This is a genomic window from Alcaligenes sp. RM2, assembly GCF_052931795.1.
In genome coordinates this window covers 392,705-407,464 of the sequence record NZ_JBRFIO010000003.1, presented here as the reverse complement: position 1 = coordinate 407,464, position 14,760 = coordinate 392,705, and the positions used below count along the sequence as shown (strand labels likewise).

General features: G+C 55.7%; 15 protein-coding genes. 10 read left to right on the top strand and 5 right to left on the bottom strand.

Annotation, left to right across the window (positions count from 1 at the left end; genetic code table 11):
- Positions 1–127: 127 nt before the first annotated feature.
- Both ACU6HM_RS13520 and ACU6HM_RS13515 read right to left on the bottom strand, forming a co-directional pair.
- Entirely contained in the window at positions 128–595 is a 468-nt protein-coding gene (locus ACU6HM_RS13520) for a nuclear transport factor 2 family protein (RefSeq protein ID WP_060186612.1), read from the bottom strand.
- Positions 596–656: 61 nt separating this feature from the next.
- Positions 657–1,574 (bottom strand): LysR substrate-binding domain-containing protein, encoded by a 918-nt coding sequence (locus ACU6HM_RS13515; protein WP_336974647.1) that lies wholly within the window; start codon positions 1,572–1,574, stop codon positions 657–659.
- Positions 1,575–1,671: 97 nt separating this feature from the next.
- Between ACU6HM_RS13515 and ACU6HM_RS13510 the strand changes: the two genes are divergently transcribed.
- The 5 genes from ACU6HM_RS13510 (at position 1,672) to ACU6HM_RS13490 (ending at position 6,658) form a co-directional block, all read left to right on the top strand.
- Positions 1,672–2,373 (top strand): pirin family protein, encoded by a 702-nt coding sequence (locus ACU6HM_RS13510; RefSeq protein WP_250756039.1) that lies wholly within the window; start codon positions 1,672–1,674, stop codon positions 2,371–2,373.
- Positions 2,374–2,888: 515 nt separating this feature from the next.
- On the top strand, positions 2,889–3,089 hold the full coding sequence (locus tag ACU6HM_RS13505) for a hypothetical protein (protein ID WP_009454811.1): 201 nt from the start codon (positions 2,889–2,891) through the stop codon (positions 3,087–3,089).
- A 132-nt stretch (positions 3,090–3,221) separates the two neighbouring features.
- On the top strand, positions 3,222–4,367 hold the full coding sequence (locus ACU6HM_RS13500; RefSeq protein WP_446763940.1) for a diguanylate cyclase: 1,146 nt from the start codon (positions 3,222–3,224) through the stop codon (positions 4,365–4,367).
- A gap of 122 nt (positions 4,368–4,489) precedes the next feature.
- Positions 4,490–5,908: an indoleacetamide hydrolase gene (gene iaaH / locus ACU6HM_RS13495; protein ID WP_446763939.1), complete on the top strand. Its 1,419-nt coding sequence runs from the start codon at positions 4,490–4,492 to the stop codon at positions 5,906–5,908.
- 339 nt (positions 5,909–6,247) lie between these two features.
- Positions 6,248–6,658 (top strand): DUF1697 domain-containing protein, encoded by a 411-nt coding sequence (locus tag ACU6HM_RS13490; protein WP_324577945.1) that lies wholly within the window; start codon positions 6,248–6,250, stop codon positions 6,656–6,658.
- Here ACU6HM_RS13490 and ACU6HM_RS13485 read toward each other — a convergent pair.
- Positions 6,650–7,483 (bottom strand): aminoglycoside phosphotransferase family protein, encoded by an 834-nt coding sequence (locus ACU6HM_RS13485; protein ID WP_324577944.1) that lies wholly within the window; start codon positions 7,481–7,483, stop codon positions 6,650–6,652. The genes ACU6HM_RS13490 and ACU6HM_RS13485 overlap by 9 nt on opposite strands.
- A 320-nt stretch (positions 7,484–7,803) precedes the next feature.
- Here ACU6HM_RS13485 and ACU6HM_RS13480 point away from each other — a divergent pair, with 320 nt between their 5' ends.
- The 4 genes from ACU6HM_RS13480 (at position 7,804) to pyrF (ending at position 11,143) form a co-directional block, all read left to right on the top strand.
- Positions 7,804–8,091, top strand: a complete 288-nt coding sequence (locus tag ACU6HM_RS13480; protein ID WP_009454802.1) for a co-chaperone GroES — start codon at positions 7,804–7,806, stop codon at positions 8,089–8,091.
- Positions 8,092–8,125: 34 nt separating this feature from the next.
- Complete coding sequence (gene groL / locus ACU6HM_RS13475; RefSeq protein WP_009454800.1) at positions 8,126–9,772, top strand: chaperonin GroEL; 1,647 nt, start codon at positions 8,126–8,128, stop codon at positions 9,770–9,772.
- A 154-nt stretch (positions 9,773–9,926) separates the two neighbouring features.
- Positions 9,927–10,310 carry a diacylglycerol kinase gene (locus ACU6HM_RS13470; RefSeq protein WP_009454798.1) on the top strand — a complete coding sequence of 128 codons (384 nt, stop codon included), beginning with the start codon at positions 9,927–9,929 and terminating at the stop codon, positions 10,308–10,310.
- Positions 10,311–10,315: 5 nt separating this feature from the next.
- On the top strand, positions 10,316–11,143 hold the full coding sequence (pyrF, locus tag ACU6HM_RS13465) for an orotidine-5'-phosphate decarboxylase (RefSeq protein WP_009454796.1): 828 nt from the start codon (positions 10,316–10,318) through the stop codon (positions 11,141–11,143).
- A 401-nt stretch (positions 11,144–11,544) separates the two neighbouring features.
- On the opposite strand, the gene ACU6HM_RS13460 is transcribed toward pyrF, so the two are convergent.
- Together ACU6HM_RS13460 and ACU6HM_RS13455 are read right to left on the bottom strand one after the other, a co-directional pair.
- Positions 11,545–12,813, bottom strand: coding sequence for a CaiB/BaiF CoA transferase family protein (locus ACU6HM_RS13460; RefSeq protein WP_254498882.1), 1,269 nt, complete (start codon positions 12,811–12,813; stop codon positions 11,545–11,547).
- A 10-nt stretch (positions 12,814–12,823) separates the two neighbouring features.
- Positions 12,824–13,810 carry a Bug family tripartite tricarboxylate transporter substrate binding protein gene (locus ACU6HM_RS13455; RefSeq protein WP_254498881.1) on the bottom strand — a complete coding sequence of 329 codons (987 nt, stop codon included), beginning with the start codon at positions 13,808–13,810 and terminating at the stop codon, positions 12,824–12,826.
- Positions 13,811–13,959: 149 nt separating this feature from the next.
- Here ACU6HM_RS13455 and ACU6HM_RS13450 point away from each other — a divergent pair, with 149 nt between their 5' ends.
- Positions 13,960–14,760, top strand: a complete 801-nt coding sequence (locus ACU6HM_RS13450; RefSeq protein WP_022983221.1) for an IclR family transcriptional regulator domain-containing protein — start codon at positions 13,960–13,962, stop codon at positions 14,758–14,760.

The following is a 14,760-nucleotide window of genomic DNA, read 5'->3' as shown; positions in this document are numbered from 1 at the left end:
CATAAAGATTAAATATTAAAAAAATCCGGTTTAGCCAAATGCAAACCGGATTTTTATTTCTGTGGTGGCGTATTCGTCCCGAACCACCGCAATCTGAGCGTATCCAGGATCGGCCACCCAGGTTTAATTAAAGGCCAAGATCACTCAAACCCGGATGCTCATCGGGGCGCCGCCCCAAAGGCCAACGGAACTTGCGTTCGGATTCTGTAATTGCCACATCATTAATGCTGGCATGGCGCACCGCCATATAGCCATGCTCGTCAAATTCCCAATTTTCATTTCCGTAACTGCGCCACCACTGACCGTATTCATCTTGCCATTCATAAGCAAAGCGCACGGCAATTCTATTTTCATGCCAGGCCCAGATTTCTTTAATCAAGCGGTATTCACGCTCTTTTTGCCATTTGCGTTCTAAAAAAGATTGAACCTGATCTCGCCCCTGCGGAAACTCGCTGCGATTGCGCCAGCGCGTATCCACGGTATATGCCTGCGAAACCTTGACCGGGTCACGACTATTCCAGGCATCCTCGGCGGCACGCACTTTCTGGCGGGCACTCTCCAGATCGAAAGGTGGCAAGGGAGGACGTGTATCCATAGTGATCTCCTAGAAAACAAGCGTGGACCAGACAGTCTAGCGGCAAAACGTAAGCAGTCTCTTACTGGCCGGTATCGGCCCAGGCTGCCCGTTCAAATCCCGCGACCAGAAAATCGATAAAAGCTTGCACACGAGCCGAGCGCGAGCGGCCCGGAGGCGTCAGCAGATGCAAGGTCAGGCTGGGCAAATCCCATTGCGGTAACACGATTTCCAACTGGCCTTGCTCGACCATATCGCCCAGCAGGAATTGAGGCAGCACGCTAAGCCCCAGGCCCTCAAGCAAGGGTGGGATCAGGGCCTGGGCATTGTTGACTTGCAAAGCACAGGGCACGGTTTGGGAGTAATACTCCTGCCCTTGCTGAAAGCGCCAGACACTGCCGCGTCGCTCGTAGGCGTAGCGCAGGCTCATGTGCTGAGCCAGGTCGCTGGGGTGTGAGGGTCTGCCGTACTTGGCCAGGTAACTGGGGGCGGCAACCAGCCGCAGGCGCAAATTGCACAGACGGCGCACCAGAAGGCTGGAATCATCCATGGTCGAGATACGCAAGGCCATGTCGAAACCTTGTTCCACGATGTTGACCTGAGCGTCGTTAAAGTGCAGATCCAGCAGCACGGCCGGGTGCTTTTCCATGAAAGCGGGCAGTAAAGGGGCCAGATGCTCCAGCCCGAAGGACATGGGGGCAGCAATCTTGATACGTCCCTGCAGGCTTTCTTTCTGGTCGCGTGCCAGGGCTTCCGCGTTCTGTCCGGCAGCCAGAACGGCTTGGGCCTGTTCCAGGCTGGCCTGCCCGGTTTCTGTCAGGGACAGGCGTCGGGAGGTACGGTGGAACAGGGACACTTGCAGCTGTTTTTCCAGCCGGGTGATTGCCTTGGAGACGGTAGGTTGTGACAGGCCCAGAACTCCGGCTGCCTGGGCAAAGGAGCCGGTTTCCGCCACAGTAGCAAAGATGGCCCAGGCTTGTAGATCCGGTAATGTTTTCATGTCATTTTTGGAATGAATTCTATGCTATTGATTCTATTTTATTCAATCAACAAGACGCCTAGAATTCTTTTTAGTATCCAATATTAAGGAGCGCATCATGATTGAACATCGGCCTTTTAATGAACTGGGCGGCGCCAACCACGGCTGGCTGGACGCCAAACACCATTTTTCTTTTGCTAATTACTACGATCCCGCTCGTATGAGCTGGGGCGCCCTGCGTGTCTGGAATGACGACACGATTGCGTCCAACACCGGGTTTCCACCTCACGATCATGCCGATATGGAGATCATTACGTATGTGCGTGAAGGGGCGATCAGCCACCAGGACAGTTTGGGCAATAAGGGTCGTACTGAAGCCGGTGATGTGCAGGTGATGAGTGCCGGCACAGGTATTCGCCATGCGGAGTACAACCTGGAAAATGGTACGACACGCATCTTCCAGATCTGGATTCAGCCAGAGCGTCGTGGTTTACCGCCAGCCTGGGGTGCCAAGCCTTTCCCCAAGGATGAGCGTTCGGGGCAGTTTGTGGCCCTGGCCAGTGGTTTTGAAGGTGACGCAGAGGCTTTGCCGATTCGTGCCCAGGCCCGTGTGCTGGGAGCGACCCTGACGAAAGGTCAAAGCACGACTCTGTCTTTGCCTGCCGAGCATCTGGCTTATCTGGTGCCTGCCACAGGGCGGGTTTCGGTAAATGGTCTGGAGTTGAATGCCCGTGATGGGGCGGCGATTCGCAATGAAACGACGCTGGAAGTTCAGGCGCTGGAGGATGCTGAGCTGGTGCTGGTTGAGACGGCGCAGTAATTGCGGACGGGCTGTTTTGAAGATGGGGGGAGGCCGTTTGAGCGCTCCCCCGCTTCTTTTTGCTGTTCTGGTGCTCTGAAAATAAACGCAGGTAAGAGAAGATATATGTCTTTTTAAGGTCATATGTCAGCTCGGAAATTAAACAACCCAATAGAACGCTTGGGTTGCCTTGCCGTTTGCTGGCGTAATGTTGTTTGTTCAGTACTCCACCTTGGCAGAAAGACGCCACTTGGAGCCCTGCCTGGGTGTCCGGGCTGAGCACTTGCCGGTGCTGCGCACCGGTGCCCTTGTCAGGAGATAGCTACGGGCGCACCCTGAACTCCCGGGGTGGTTCGTCCCCCGGACGAACCACAAGCGCCCCGGTCAAACAACAGGGCGCTTGCACCCCTACGCTATCTCCTGACCGCGGCAAGTCCTCCGAATCGCCCCGACACCCAGGCAGGGCTCCAAGTGGCTGGCATCGTGAGCAATTTGAGGGCGAAACGTAACTGTAATGCCGCTCTATGAGCTAATTGATGATGGATTCAGGGGTATTTTTCGTGGCTCAATTTCCTGCCATGAAAAATACAGTTGGAGGTGGGCTGTCTCAACTGTCTGTTTTCGGTGTGGTTTTGAAAAGTATTCCTGATTTTTTGTTTAGCTTAGGTAAACAATCCTTCCCCTTGTCTGTCCTTCTCATTCTGCGCAGCCTTCCCTTAACGGAAACCGGCTCATAAAGCAGATCAAAACTTCCTCTTTTCTCTGATTAAACTGTTTGTTCTCAATCGATAAGCGTCTGCCCTGCAGCAATATCGTTACAATTGTTGTAACGCCAGTTTTCAACTCTTCTTAATGCACGCGAACACACCGTGTCCTCTCCGAACCAGTATTTCGTTCTGATCGTCCCTGCCTGCGCGGCATTGCTGGGCATCGCGATGATTTACTGCTGGAGCCGTCTACGCGATCACCGTTACCTGCTCTGGATTGCCTCGGGGTATATCTCCACGGCTATTCCTATGGGGATCCATAGCCTGATGCCCAATGAGCAACTCGCCCGCTGGACTCTGCCCTTGTCGGCTATGTATTTATATGGTGTCTGGGCCTTGTCTCATGGGGTCGCCTTGCGTTTTGGCGGACGTGCTCATCCCAGATTGGCTGGGGCAATCGTCCTCGTCACGCTGGGGCTGCTTTTTTATTTTTCCCAGATTGATGATGATCTCTGGCTGCGTTTACAAATTCTGAACCGGGGCCTGGCCTTGTTGGTTGCTTTGCCCATCAAGTCGATCTTGTCCGGCAGGTCACGCACGATTCCTTTGGCAACGCTGTTGCGGGCCTCTTACCTGACGGCCTTGCTCTATGCCTTTGTTCGTGTATTTGCGCTGGCCACGTTGATCCCTCACGAGATGCAGCCAGAGCTGACCCGCTCCGGTTTATGGCTCTTGATGCTGGCAACCAATATGTTCATCAGCATCTGGGTAGCGCTGGCTATTTTGACCAGCACCGCCATGTCGATTGTGCAGACGCTGGATCATGAGCGCAGCCGGGACCCTTTAACCCGTTTGTTGAATCGTCGTGCATTTTTCGAGCAGGTTAAAAAACGCCTGGAGCTGTATGGTCATAGTGGTTGGGCGGTCATGACCTGCGATCTGGACCACTTCAAGATGGTCAATGACACCTGGGGCCATGCAGCGGGCGATCGGGCCTTGAAGGAGTTCGGGGCCTTACTGGCTCGCACGGTTCGCCAGGACGATTTGGCAGCCCGCTTTGGGGGCGAGGAGTTTGTCTTGCTGATACGCAGTACCAGCTTGCATACCGCCGTGCTGGTTGCCGAGCGTTTGCGCAGCAGTGTGATGAATCTGCATATCCCCGCCACGGCGCATACGCTGACGGCCAGTTTCGGTGTGGTTCAGCTAAACAGCAATGGCGACATCAAGCAGGCCATTGAGCAAGCTGACCGGCTTTTGTACGAAGCCAAGCATGCTGGCCGCAACAAGGTCGTTTGGAAGGCGTCCTGAGTTATTCCTCCTGCTTGCTGATACCCTTACAGTCTCTTTTTTCAAGACAGCCCCGTTAGAGGCTGATTGATAGGACTATCACAGCAAAAGCCGGGGGCGTTCACGCCTCCCCAGGAGACCCCATGTCACTTACCGAACTTAGCGCCAGCGAACTGCTGGCAGGTCTGGAAAAAAGCCAGTTCAGCGCCCGTGAGATTGCCGACGAGCTGCTCAAGCAATCACAAGAAATGGCCCATTTGGGCGGTCTGGCACATTTGGATTCAGAGCTGTTTTACCAGCAGGCCGATCAGTCTGACGCACGCCGCGCCCGTGGCGAAGCCTTGGCGCTGGACGGCGTGCCTTTGGTGATGAAAGACAACCTGAACACCACGGACATGCCCACCACGTCCAGCACCGGCGCCCTGCAAGGTCGCGTGCCGCTGAAAGATGCAGATGTAGTCGCACAATTGCGCAAGGCCGGTGCCGTGCTGCCCGCCAAGTCCGTGATGCACGAACTGGCTTTTGGGATTACGACCAATAACGCCACTACGGGCCCCAGTCGCAACCCTTATGATCCAAGTCGTATTCCCGGCGGCTCTTCCGGTGGCACTGCAACGGTTGTGGCAGCTCGTCAGTTTCCAGCTGGCTTGGGCACGGATACGGGCGCTTCGGTGCGTTTACCTGCCGCGCTTTGCGGCCTGTACGGTTTCCGTCCTACAGTGGGCCGTTATTCGGGCCAGGGCATTGTGCCCTTGTCCCCTACCCGCGATACAGCAGGCCCCATGACTCGCAGTCTGGCTGACATCAGCTTGCTGGACAGCCTGCTCTGCCAGAAGACCCCTACTGTGATTGCCACTCCTTCCTTGAAGGAACTGCGTCTGGGCGTACCCCGTGACAGCTTCTGGAAAGATATGGATGCCGGTGTGGCCGACGTGACCCTGGCATTTCTGGATGATTTGCAAAAAGCCGGTGTCACGCTGGTCGATGTAGACCTGTCTCCGGTTCTGAAGATCAATGCCCGCGTCGGCATGCCGATTGTGCTGTATGAAACCTTGCAGAACCTGCCTTTGTACCTGGCCGAAAACAAGTACGACATTAGCTTGGACGAGTTGATTGCGGGCATTCACAGCCCCGATGTGAAAGAGATTTTCGACGCCATTACGGGCGACTACACCATCAGCCAGGAAGCCTACGAAGAAGCGCTGAATGTAGACCGCCCCCTGATGCAACAGGCCTATGCGGACCTGCTGCGCCAGTCCAATGTCAGTGGCTTGATCTTCCCGACCAGCCCGCTGACCGCCTGCCCGATTGGCGATGATGAAAGCACCATGATGAACGGCAAGGCAGTGCCTACCTTCAACACCTACATCTCGCGTACCGACTTGGGTTCGAACCTGGGCGCACCGGGCATTTCCCTGCCTATCGGTCTGTCGGGCGGTTTGCCGGTGGGGATGCTGATTGAAGCGGGTATCGGTGCAGATGATCAGTTGCTGGCTCTTTGCCGGGCGATTGTTCCTTTGCTGCCAACGACACCGGCACCGGATTTGAGCAAACGGGCATAAACGACGTAAAGACGGATTAAGCAATCTGCAGGCTACTGCACCAGGCTGAATAATTCGCCACATTCAAATGCCATCAGCCCAACAAGAAACAGGCCGAATTCCTAGGGAAATCGGCCTGTTTTTTTGATGAGGCTCCTCACGAAGGCGTCATGCGCCCGGGTCCGTATTACCGCCAAACCGCCGACGCAACATCTGCACCAACCAGCCGTGATGCTCACACAGAGCAGACTGACGAGCCTTGAAAACCAAACTCACTACTGTTTTTTAACACAGCATAAAATGGCGCACTGAAACTCCCGCCCGCACGGCAACACCCCAACCTCACGGCCAGCACACACCATGAATACACAGATTCTTTTATTGCGCGGCCTCATGCCTACCGGCAAGAACAAGCTGGGCGGAGATATTCAGGTTATCGCCCGAACACCGGCTTATTTCATGCGGATGATGGCGAACAATCCTTTCAAGGACGAAAGCCCCAGCCAGCTATATTTCACCCTGCTGCGCTCCCCAGCAGACAGCGCCTTACTCCATGCCTTCCACGCCCTGGAACACGCACCGGATCAGGTCCGCATCATTGATGACATCGTCTATATAGTGTGCGCAACCCGGTATCGAGACCTGAAAGCCAACAATAATTTCATCGAGAGAAAGCTCAAGGTCGTTGCGACGACACGCAACTTCACCACCATGAGCAAGCTGATCGCCTTGAGTACGGGTAATGAAATAATGATGAACCCCTCAAGCTAAGGCCTGTCGAGCCAGATCTGCAACGGCCAACTCTTTATTGGCCTCGGTGCGCAATCCATCCTCCAGAAACCAGGCAGCTGACAAGGCCGCATGCGCCATCACCCATCTGAGCAAGCGTTGACGCTCCAGTCCTGCAACCTCGATGACTACCGACAACTGCCGTGCAAAGCGCGCTGGATCAGTGCTCGTTTTAAGATCAGGGTTGCACAGCACATTTACGTAATCGTAATAGCGCTCACCAGTGACGCGCTTGGGATCTATTGCCAGCCATCCACGCTGATCGAAATCAAGAATGTTGCTATGGTGCGCATCCCCGTGCAGAACGACCTGATCACGCTGATCTCGCAGCAGCTCATTGGCCACTAGTGCGCATTCAGCCATCAGACCGCCCTCTTGCTGCGCCATCGGTGCCAGCGATTCAAAAAAATCGCTCAGGGGGCGCAAATTGTCAGGTGGGGCCGAAGGTCGGTTTGAATGCAATTGTTCAAGGGCACGGCAGATACAGGTCGTCGCTGCATCATCTTCTCCTTCTAAAGCCATGCGCAATAAGTCCCTGGAGCCCGTTGCACGCTCCATCAGCAAGGCTCCAGAGCCTGGGTCCAGCGCATATACATGCGCCGCGCCATCGCCAGCCCACCATTGCAGCACTTGGCCGCCGATACGCTCATCAAGATCTCGTGTGATTTTGATCATCGCCGGCTGCCCCTCCAACTTTCCGGTCAGCCGCACGGGCATCAGATCGCTGGTCGCAGTGCTGAAAGGCTTGCCAGCGGCCTGAGCCCCCCAGCGTTGGAGAAAGACATTGAATAGGTTGAAGTTGGACATTGCGCTGGTTTTCGTGGAAATCTCTTTAGACAAAAGAAAGCCTGGCGTTCGATCATGCCCGACCGCTCATGATCGAAAGCGCCCAGCTTAACTGAGCTTGCCTTATGAATGTGAGCCCAAGTTCAGACACGCACCAGAACCCGGCTTTTCCCTCCCCCCTACTTCACGCCCCAGGACAAATATGTAACAGCCTGACCCTGGTGCTCTTGAAATTAGAAAAGTCGTCCCTATAATTAGCACTCGAAGGGGTTGAGTGCTAAAACGCCTCGCCCCCACAATCGGACCAACAACTAAAGTCATCTTTAAACAGGAGTTTCTCCATGGCACTGCGTCCTTTGAACGATCGTGTGATCGTCAAGCGTCTGGACAACGAACGCACCACCGCTTCCGGTATCGTTATCCCCGAGAGCGCGACTGAAAAGCCCGATCAAGGCGAAATCCTGGCCGTTGGCCCCGGTAAGAAAACCGAGGACGGCAAGGTTCTGGCGCTGGATCTGAAGGTCGGCGACAAAGTTCTGTTTGGCAAATACTCCGGCCAGGCCGTCAAGATCGACGGCGAAGAGCTGCTGGTGATCCGCGAAGAAGAAATCTTCGCCGTGATCGAATAAGTACCGCCAACGAAAATTCAATAGGATTCAAACCATGACCGCAAAACAAGTTTACTTCGGCGACGACGCACGTACCCGCATCGTACGCGGCGTCAATATTCTGGCTAACGCTGTTAAGACCACCATGGGCCCCAAAGGCCGTAACGTTGTTCTGGACCGCTCTTTCGGCGCTCCTACCGTTACTAAAGACGGTGTGTCCGTTGCCAAAGAAATCGAACTGAAAGACAAGTTCGAGAACATCGGTGCTCAACTGGTTAAAGAAGTTGCTTCCAAGACTTCCGACAACGCCGGTGACGGTACTACTACCGCTACTGTGCTGGCCCAAGCCATCGTTGAAGAAGGCCTGAAGTTTGTTGCCGCTGGCATCAACCCAATGGACCTGAAGCGCGGTATCGACAAGGCCGTTGGCGTTGTGGTTGACGAACTGCGTCAACTGTCCCGTCCTTGCACCACCAGCAAAGAAATTGCTCAGGTCGGTTCCATTTCCGCCAACAGCGACCACTCCATTGGTGAGATCATCGCCAATGCCATGGACAAAGTGGGCAAAGAAGGCGTGATTACCGTTGAAGACGGCAAATCCCTGGAAAACGAACTGGACGTGGTCGAAGGTATGCAGTTTGACCGCGGCTACCTGTCCCCTTACTTCATCAACAACGCTGACAAGCAAGTTGCTGTTCTGGACGATCCGTTTGTTCTGATTTTCGACAAGAAAATCTCCAACATCCGTGACCTGCTGCCCGTACTGGAGCAAGTTGCCAAGACCAGCCGTCCTTTGCTGATCGTTGCTGAAGACGTGGAAGGCGAAGCCCTGGCTACTCTGGTTGTGAACAACATCCGTGGCATTCTGAAGACTACCGCCGTTAAAGCTCCTGGCTTTGGCGATCGTCGCAAAGCCATGCTGGAAGACATCGCTATCCTGACTGGCGGTACCGTGATCTCCGAAGAAACCGGTATGTCCCTGGAAAAAGCGACTCTGGACGACCTGGGTCAGGCCAAACGCATTGAAGTGGCCAAAGAAAACACCACGATCATCGACGGCGCTGGCAACGGCACCGACATCGAAGCTCGCGTGAAACAAATCCGCGTTCAGATCGACGAGTCCACTTCCGACTACGACCGTGAAAAACTGCAAGAGCGCGTGGCCAAGCTGGCTGGCGGTGTTGCCGTGATTCGCGTTGGCGCTGCCACCGAAGTCGAAATGAAAGAGAAGAAAGCCCGCGTTGAAGACGCCCTGCACGCTACTCGCGCAGCCGTCGAAGAAGGTATCGTTCCTGGCGGTGGCGTTGCACTGATTCGTGCCCGCGCAGCTGTTGCCCAACTGAAAGGCGACAACACCGACCAAGACGCCGGTATCAAGCTGATCCTGCGTGCTATCGAAGCTCCTTTGCGCACCATCGTTTCCAACGCCGGCGAAGAAGCCAGCGTGGTTGTTAACCAAGTGGCCAGCGGCACCGGCACCTACGGTTACAACGCTGCTACTGGCGAATACGGTGACCTGGTCGAGCAAGGCGTTCTGGACCCAACCAAGGTGACTCGCACTGCCCTGCAAAACGCAGCTTCGATCGCCAGCCTGTTGCTGACCACCGAAGTGGCCGTGACCGAAATCGTGGAAGACAAACCTGCTCCAGCCATGCCTGACATGGGTGGCATGGGCGGCATGGGTGGTATGGGCGGCTTCTAAGCCACTTATCAGCACCCCGATCCGGGCGGAAATTGATCACTTCTGCCCTGATCGCCACGCTTTTAGTACAAAAACCGGATGGATTTTTCCATCCGGTTTTTTTTCGCCCAAGCAAACCCCTATAATCAGGGCACTTCAATCTGCAGCGTCCTTCATGTCAGACTCTCCATTCAAAAGCAAAGGCGGTGTTGGCCGCCTGTTCAATGCCCTGCGCTACTCCAGCCAGGGCCTGGCCGCTGCTCTGCGCCATGAGGCTGCCTTTCGCCAGGAACTGGCGCTGGCTGTCATCCTGACGCCACTGGCATTCTGGCTGGGGCAAACCCCGGCGGAGATTCTGGTCCTGCTGGGCACACTAGTCTTTGTGCTGGTGGTGGAGCTGCTGAACTCGGCCCTGGAGGCCCTGGCCGACACGATTACCCTGGAGCACCACCCCTTGATCGGGCGGGCCAAGGATCTGGCCAGTGCTGCCGTGCTGCTGTCCCTTATTTTTGCTGGTGCCGTCTGGCTCAGCTTTTTGTATAGCCGTTTACTTTCCTGATTCCCATGACATTCATAGAAAAACTGAACCGTGCCTGGACGGACAACCAATCCATGCTGATGGTGGGTCTGGACCCAGACCCTGCCCGCCTGCCTTTGGAGCTGGCCAGCAAACCCGGCGCGATTTATGAGTTCTGCAAAGCGATTGTGGACGTCACCGCCGACTACACCTGCGGCATCAAGCCACAGATTGCCTACTTTGCCGCTCAGGGTGCCGAGGATCAGTTGCAAGACCTGTGCGACTACATTCGCAGCCGCTACCCTCACCTGCCCATCGTGCTCGATGCCAAGCGTGGGGACGTGGGTTCGACAGCCGAGCAGTACGCACGCGAAGCCTTTGAGCGCTACCGCGCAGACGCCGTCACCGTCAGCCCCTACATGGGCTTTGACTCGGTAGAGCCGTACCTGGAGCACAAGGACAAGGGCGTGATCGTGCTGTGCCGCACCTCCAACCCTGGTGGCTCGGACCTGCAATTCATGGAGATGGCCGACGGTACCCCGTTGTACCTGCACGTAGCCAGCCTGGTGGCAGAGAAATGGAATACAAACGGCCAATGTGCTTTGGTGGTGGGCGCAACCTTCCCCGAGGAAATTGGCAAGGTACGTGCCCGTATTGGCGATATGCCTTTGCTGGTGCCCGGCATTGGCGCACAAGGTGGCGATGTGGTCGCCACCGTTGCTGCTGGTATGGACTCGCACGGTAACGGCATGATGATCAACTCGTCGCGCGCCATTCTGTACGCCAGCCGTGGCGATGACTGGCGTGATGCGGCACAAGCTGCAGCGATTGCTACGCGCAATGCGATTAATGATGCGCGCAACAAGCAGCGTTGATTGATGGCCCTCCCGGCTTGTCGAACAAGTCCGGGGATCGCGACAGCGACAGCGACAGCGACAGCGACAGCGACAGCGACAGCGACAGCGACAGCGACAGCAATTAGTGTAGATACAAGAAAGCCCCACTCACTTGGATTCAATCCAAAGTGAGTGGGGCTTCTTATTTATTAAGCTATGACCGATAGGACCCGCTCAGGCTCAGTTGAGCCTTAAGCGTAAGAAGCAGCTTCCCCCTACTGAGTCACGAGGCCTAGGCCAGGGTCTGACCTGTATTTCAGGTAGCAGGGGCGGTGTCAATCAGACACTACTTCTGCCACAAGTCCAAACGCTAAACTAGGCCTGCGCCTCGACTCTGACACTGGTTCAAATTCTGGTTTGGCTTCGGCTTTTAACCCTGCTCAAGCCTGGTTCCGGTTGCGCCACTGCTTCAGCTCCGGGCTATCCGCTCCCAGCAAACTCTCCAGCGCCTGCTCGGTATGCTCACCCAACTGCGGCGGAGCCATGCGGTAGGACACCGGACTGTCAGAGAAGCGCATGGGGCTGGCCGTCATGCTGACCTTGCCGGCCTGGCTGTGGTCCAGCTCGATCCGCATGTTCCGGGCCTGGACCTGCGGGTGGGAGAACACACCATGCAGATCATTGATAGGTCCGGCTGGCACGCCAATCTTGTCCAGGACGTCCAGCCAATAAGCGCTAGGATGCTGTTGCATCGCGGCACTCAGAATCTGCTCCAGCTCATCCCTGTGCTTGACCCGCTGACTGTTAATGTTGAAACGCGAATCCTCAACAATTTCCGGGTGTCCAATTGCTTCGCAATAAGCCGCGAACTGACGGTTATTGCCGATAGCCACAATGATGTGGCCATCTGCCGTTGGGAACACCTGATACGGCACCAGATTCTGATGTGCATTACCGGCTCGCTTCGGTGCCTGTCCACTGACCAGATAGTTCATGTTCTGATTCGCCAGCATGGCTACCTGACAGTCCAGCAAGGCAATGTCGATATGCTGCCCCAAACCACTGCGTGAGCGTTCAAACAAGGCGGCCAGAATGCTGCTGGTGGCATACATGCCCGTCATCAAGTCCGCGACGGCAACCCCCGCTTTCTGAGGACCACCGCCGGGCTTGTCATCACGCTCGCCCGTCAGGCTCATCATGCCGCCCATGGCCTGGATCATGAAGTCATAACCCGGACGCTCGGCATAAGGACCAGTCTGGCCAAAGCCGGTAATCGAGCAATAAATCAGGCGAGGGTTGATCTCTTTCAAGCTGGCGTAGTCCAGGCCGTATTTAGCCAGACCCCCCACCTTGAAGTTCTCCACCAGAATGTCGCATTCCCGCGCCATGGCACGCACCACATCCGCCCCTTCCTGGCTGGCAATGTCCAGGCTGATCGACTGCTTGTTACGGTTGGCCGACAAGTAATAGGCCGCTTCAGCCGTATCTTCCTTTTCAGGTGTCTGCAAAAAGGGCGGGCCCCAGGCGCGGGTATCGTCGCCGGTTTCGGGTCGCTCTATCTTGTAGACATTGGCCCCCAGGTCGGCCAGGTTCTGTGTGCACCATGGGCCAGCCAGAATACGTGTCAGATCCAGAACCCGGATACCATCCAAAGGGGCAGGACGCGTCGCCTGCGAGGCGTGCTGATCGCTCACGTTACAGTGCTCCATTCAAAAACAATTAGTCCAGCGTGATATTGGCTTGCTTGATCAGGCTGCCCAATTTCTCGTCTTCCTGACGCAGGAACTCGGCGTACTCGGCAGGGGTGGAGGAAATGATGTCCACGCCCTGACGACGGAAGGTTTCAACAAACTCGCTGTTCTCGCTGACGGTTTTCATGGCCTGGCTCAGGCGATCAATAATTTCAATAGGCGTGCCGCTGCTGACGTGGAAACCAAACCAGGCTGTCACGTTATAGCCCTGGTTCAGGCCCAACTCTGCAAAGGTTGGAACCTCTGGCAACAAGGAGGAACGCTCCGGACCGGACACAGCCAGGGGACGCACAGTATTGGCGTTGATGTGCGTAATTGCGGTGCCCATGCTGTCGAACATGAAGGAGATGTGACCACCTAGCAGATCGGTCATGGCAGGTGCGCTGCCACGGTAAGGAGCGTGGATGACGTCGATATTGGCCATCGTGGTAAAGGCGGCAGCCGACAGGTGCGAGGACGAGCCATTACCAAAGGAAGCGTAAGTCAGATCATCGGGCTTGGCGCGAGCATGACTGATCAGCTCCTCGCCCGTATTGAATGGGCTTTGCTTGGCGTTCACCACCAGCACGTTCTGCCCTTCCGCCACCAGAGAAACAGCGGCCAGATCCTGCGCCGGATCGTAAGGCAGTTTCTTGTAAAGGTGGTTGTTCACCACGGCCTGACCAACCGCAGCCAGCAGGACGGTATAGCCATCGGGGGCAGATTTCGCGACGAAGTCCGTAGCGATAATGCCGCTGGCACCGGGCTTGTTTTCCACAATGATGATCTGGCCCAGATCCTTGGACAGTTGCTGCGCGACACCTCGGGCAATCACGTCAGTCACACCGCCCGGCGTAAAGGGCACAACCAGACGGATAGGCTTGTCCGGATACGCGGCTTGCGCGCCCAAGGAACAAAACAACAAACCCATTCCGGCCAGAAGAGGAGCCACTTTACGGGCTAGAATTTTTTTCATGCATCACTCCAAACTTATTTCGTCCGATAATCGAACTTGATTATTAAATTGCTAAGTCTTGTTTTTTTTACAATTTATCATCGATAATTCTTGTGAATCCCATCAAGTTCGTTAATCGAACAAAACTAGACCTTGCCACTTCCTGAGCCATGACAACAAATAAAGAGACAGGCCCCGCCACCAGCAGCTACAAAGGCGACCCGGATTACATGCAATCGCTAGCCCGTGGTTTGCAGGTGATTACGGCTTTTTCAGATAGAAGACGCCCATTGCGGGCCGCAGAAATTGCCCTGAAAACGGGTCTGGCACGGGCGGTGGTGCAGCGCTGCCTCTACACGCTGCAAGCCCTGGGCTATGCAGAGCAGGAAGGTCCGTTCTGGAAGCTGCGTCCGGCGATTTTGCAGCTGGGCCATGCCTACTTTTCTTCGACCTCCATCGTCAGTCTGGCCCAGCCCATACTGGACGACCTGAGTGACCGCGTCGGTGAAACCTGTGCACTGGCCTTGCTGGATGGGGACGAAATTCTGTATCTGGCACGCGCCCAACGACAGCGTGTACTGACTGTGTCTCTGGGCCTGGGTAGCCGCCTGCCTGCTCACTGCACCTCTATCGGGCGAATGATGCTGTCGCAGTTGCCGCAAAGCAGGCTGGATGCCTACCTGGAGCTGGCTCCCTTCAAGATCATGACGCAATACACCGCCCATACTCGCGAGGCCTTGCTGCGCGAATTGAAGCAGGTGCAGGAAAAGGATTATTCCTTGATCAAGGAAGAACTGGAACTGGGTCTAACGGCAATTGGCGTACCCGTGCGCAGTGCCAGCGGGCGCGTTGTGGCCGGGATGAGCATCAGCATCAAGGACTGGCAGGACACAGAAGAAAAGCTGATCCAGCGCTGCCTGCCCGAACTACGTTCGAGCGCCAGGCAGCTGGGTTTGATGTTGCCGGCCTGA

Bases quoted from the DNA above. Each gene is read 5' to 3' on its own strand.
- ACU6HM_RS13520 (WP_060186612.1), bottom strand. From the start codon at position 595: ATGGATACACGTCCTCCCTTGCCACCTTTCGATCTGGAGAGTGCCCGC.
- ACU6HM_RS13515 (WP_336974647.1), bottom strand. From the start codon at position 1,574: ATGAAAACATTACCGGATCTACAAGCCTGGGCCATCTTTGCTACTGTG.
- ACU6HM_RS13510 (WP_250756039.1), top strand. From the start codon at position 1,672: ATGATTGAACATCGGCCTTTTAATGAACTGGGCGGCGCCAACCACGGC.
- ACU6HM_RS13505 (WP_009454811.1), top strand. From the start codon at position 2,889: ATGATGGATTCAGGGGTATTTTTCGTGGCTCAATTTCCTGCCATGAAA.
- iaaH (WP_446763939.1), top strand. From the start codon at position 4,490: ATGTCACTTACCGAACTTAGCGCCAGCGAACTGCTGGCAGGTCTGGAA.
- ACU6HM_RS13490 (WP_324577945.1), top strand. From the start codon at position 6,248: ATGAATACACAGATTCTTTTATTGCGCGGCCTCATGCCTACCGGCAAG.
- ACU6HM_RS13485 (WP_324577944.1), bottom strand. From the start codon at position 7,483: ATGTCCAACTTCAACCTATTCAATGTCTTTCTCCAACGCTGGGGGGCT.
- ACU6HM_RS13480 (WP_009454802.1), top strand. From the start codon at position 7,804: ATGGCACTGCGTCCTTTGAACGATCGTGTGATCGTCAAGCGTCTGGAC.
- groL (WP_009454800.1), top strand. From the start codon at position 8,126: ATGACCGCAAAACAAGTTTACTTCGGCGACGACGCACGTACCCGCATC.
- ACU6HM_RS13470 (WP_009454798.1), top strand. From the start codon at position 9,927: ATGTCAGACTCTCCATTCAAAAGCAAAGGCGGTGTTGGCCGCCTGTTC.
- pyrF (WP_009454796.1), top strand. From the start codon at position 10,316: ATGACATTCATAGAAAAACTGAACCGTGCCTGGACGGACAACCAATCC.
- ACU6HM_RS13460 (WP_254498882.1), bottom strand. From the start codon at position 12,813: ATGGAGCACTGTAACGTGAGCGATCAGCACGCCTCGCAGGCGACGCGT.
- ACU6HM_RS13455 (WP_254498881.1), bottom strand. From the start codon at position 13,810: ATGAAAAAAATTCTAGCCCGTAAAGTGGCTCCTCTTCTGGCCGGAATG.
- ACU6HM_RS13450 (WP_022983221.1), top strand. From the start codon at position 13,960: ATGACAACAAATAAAGAGACAGGCCCCGCCACCAGCAGCTACAAAGGC.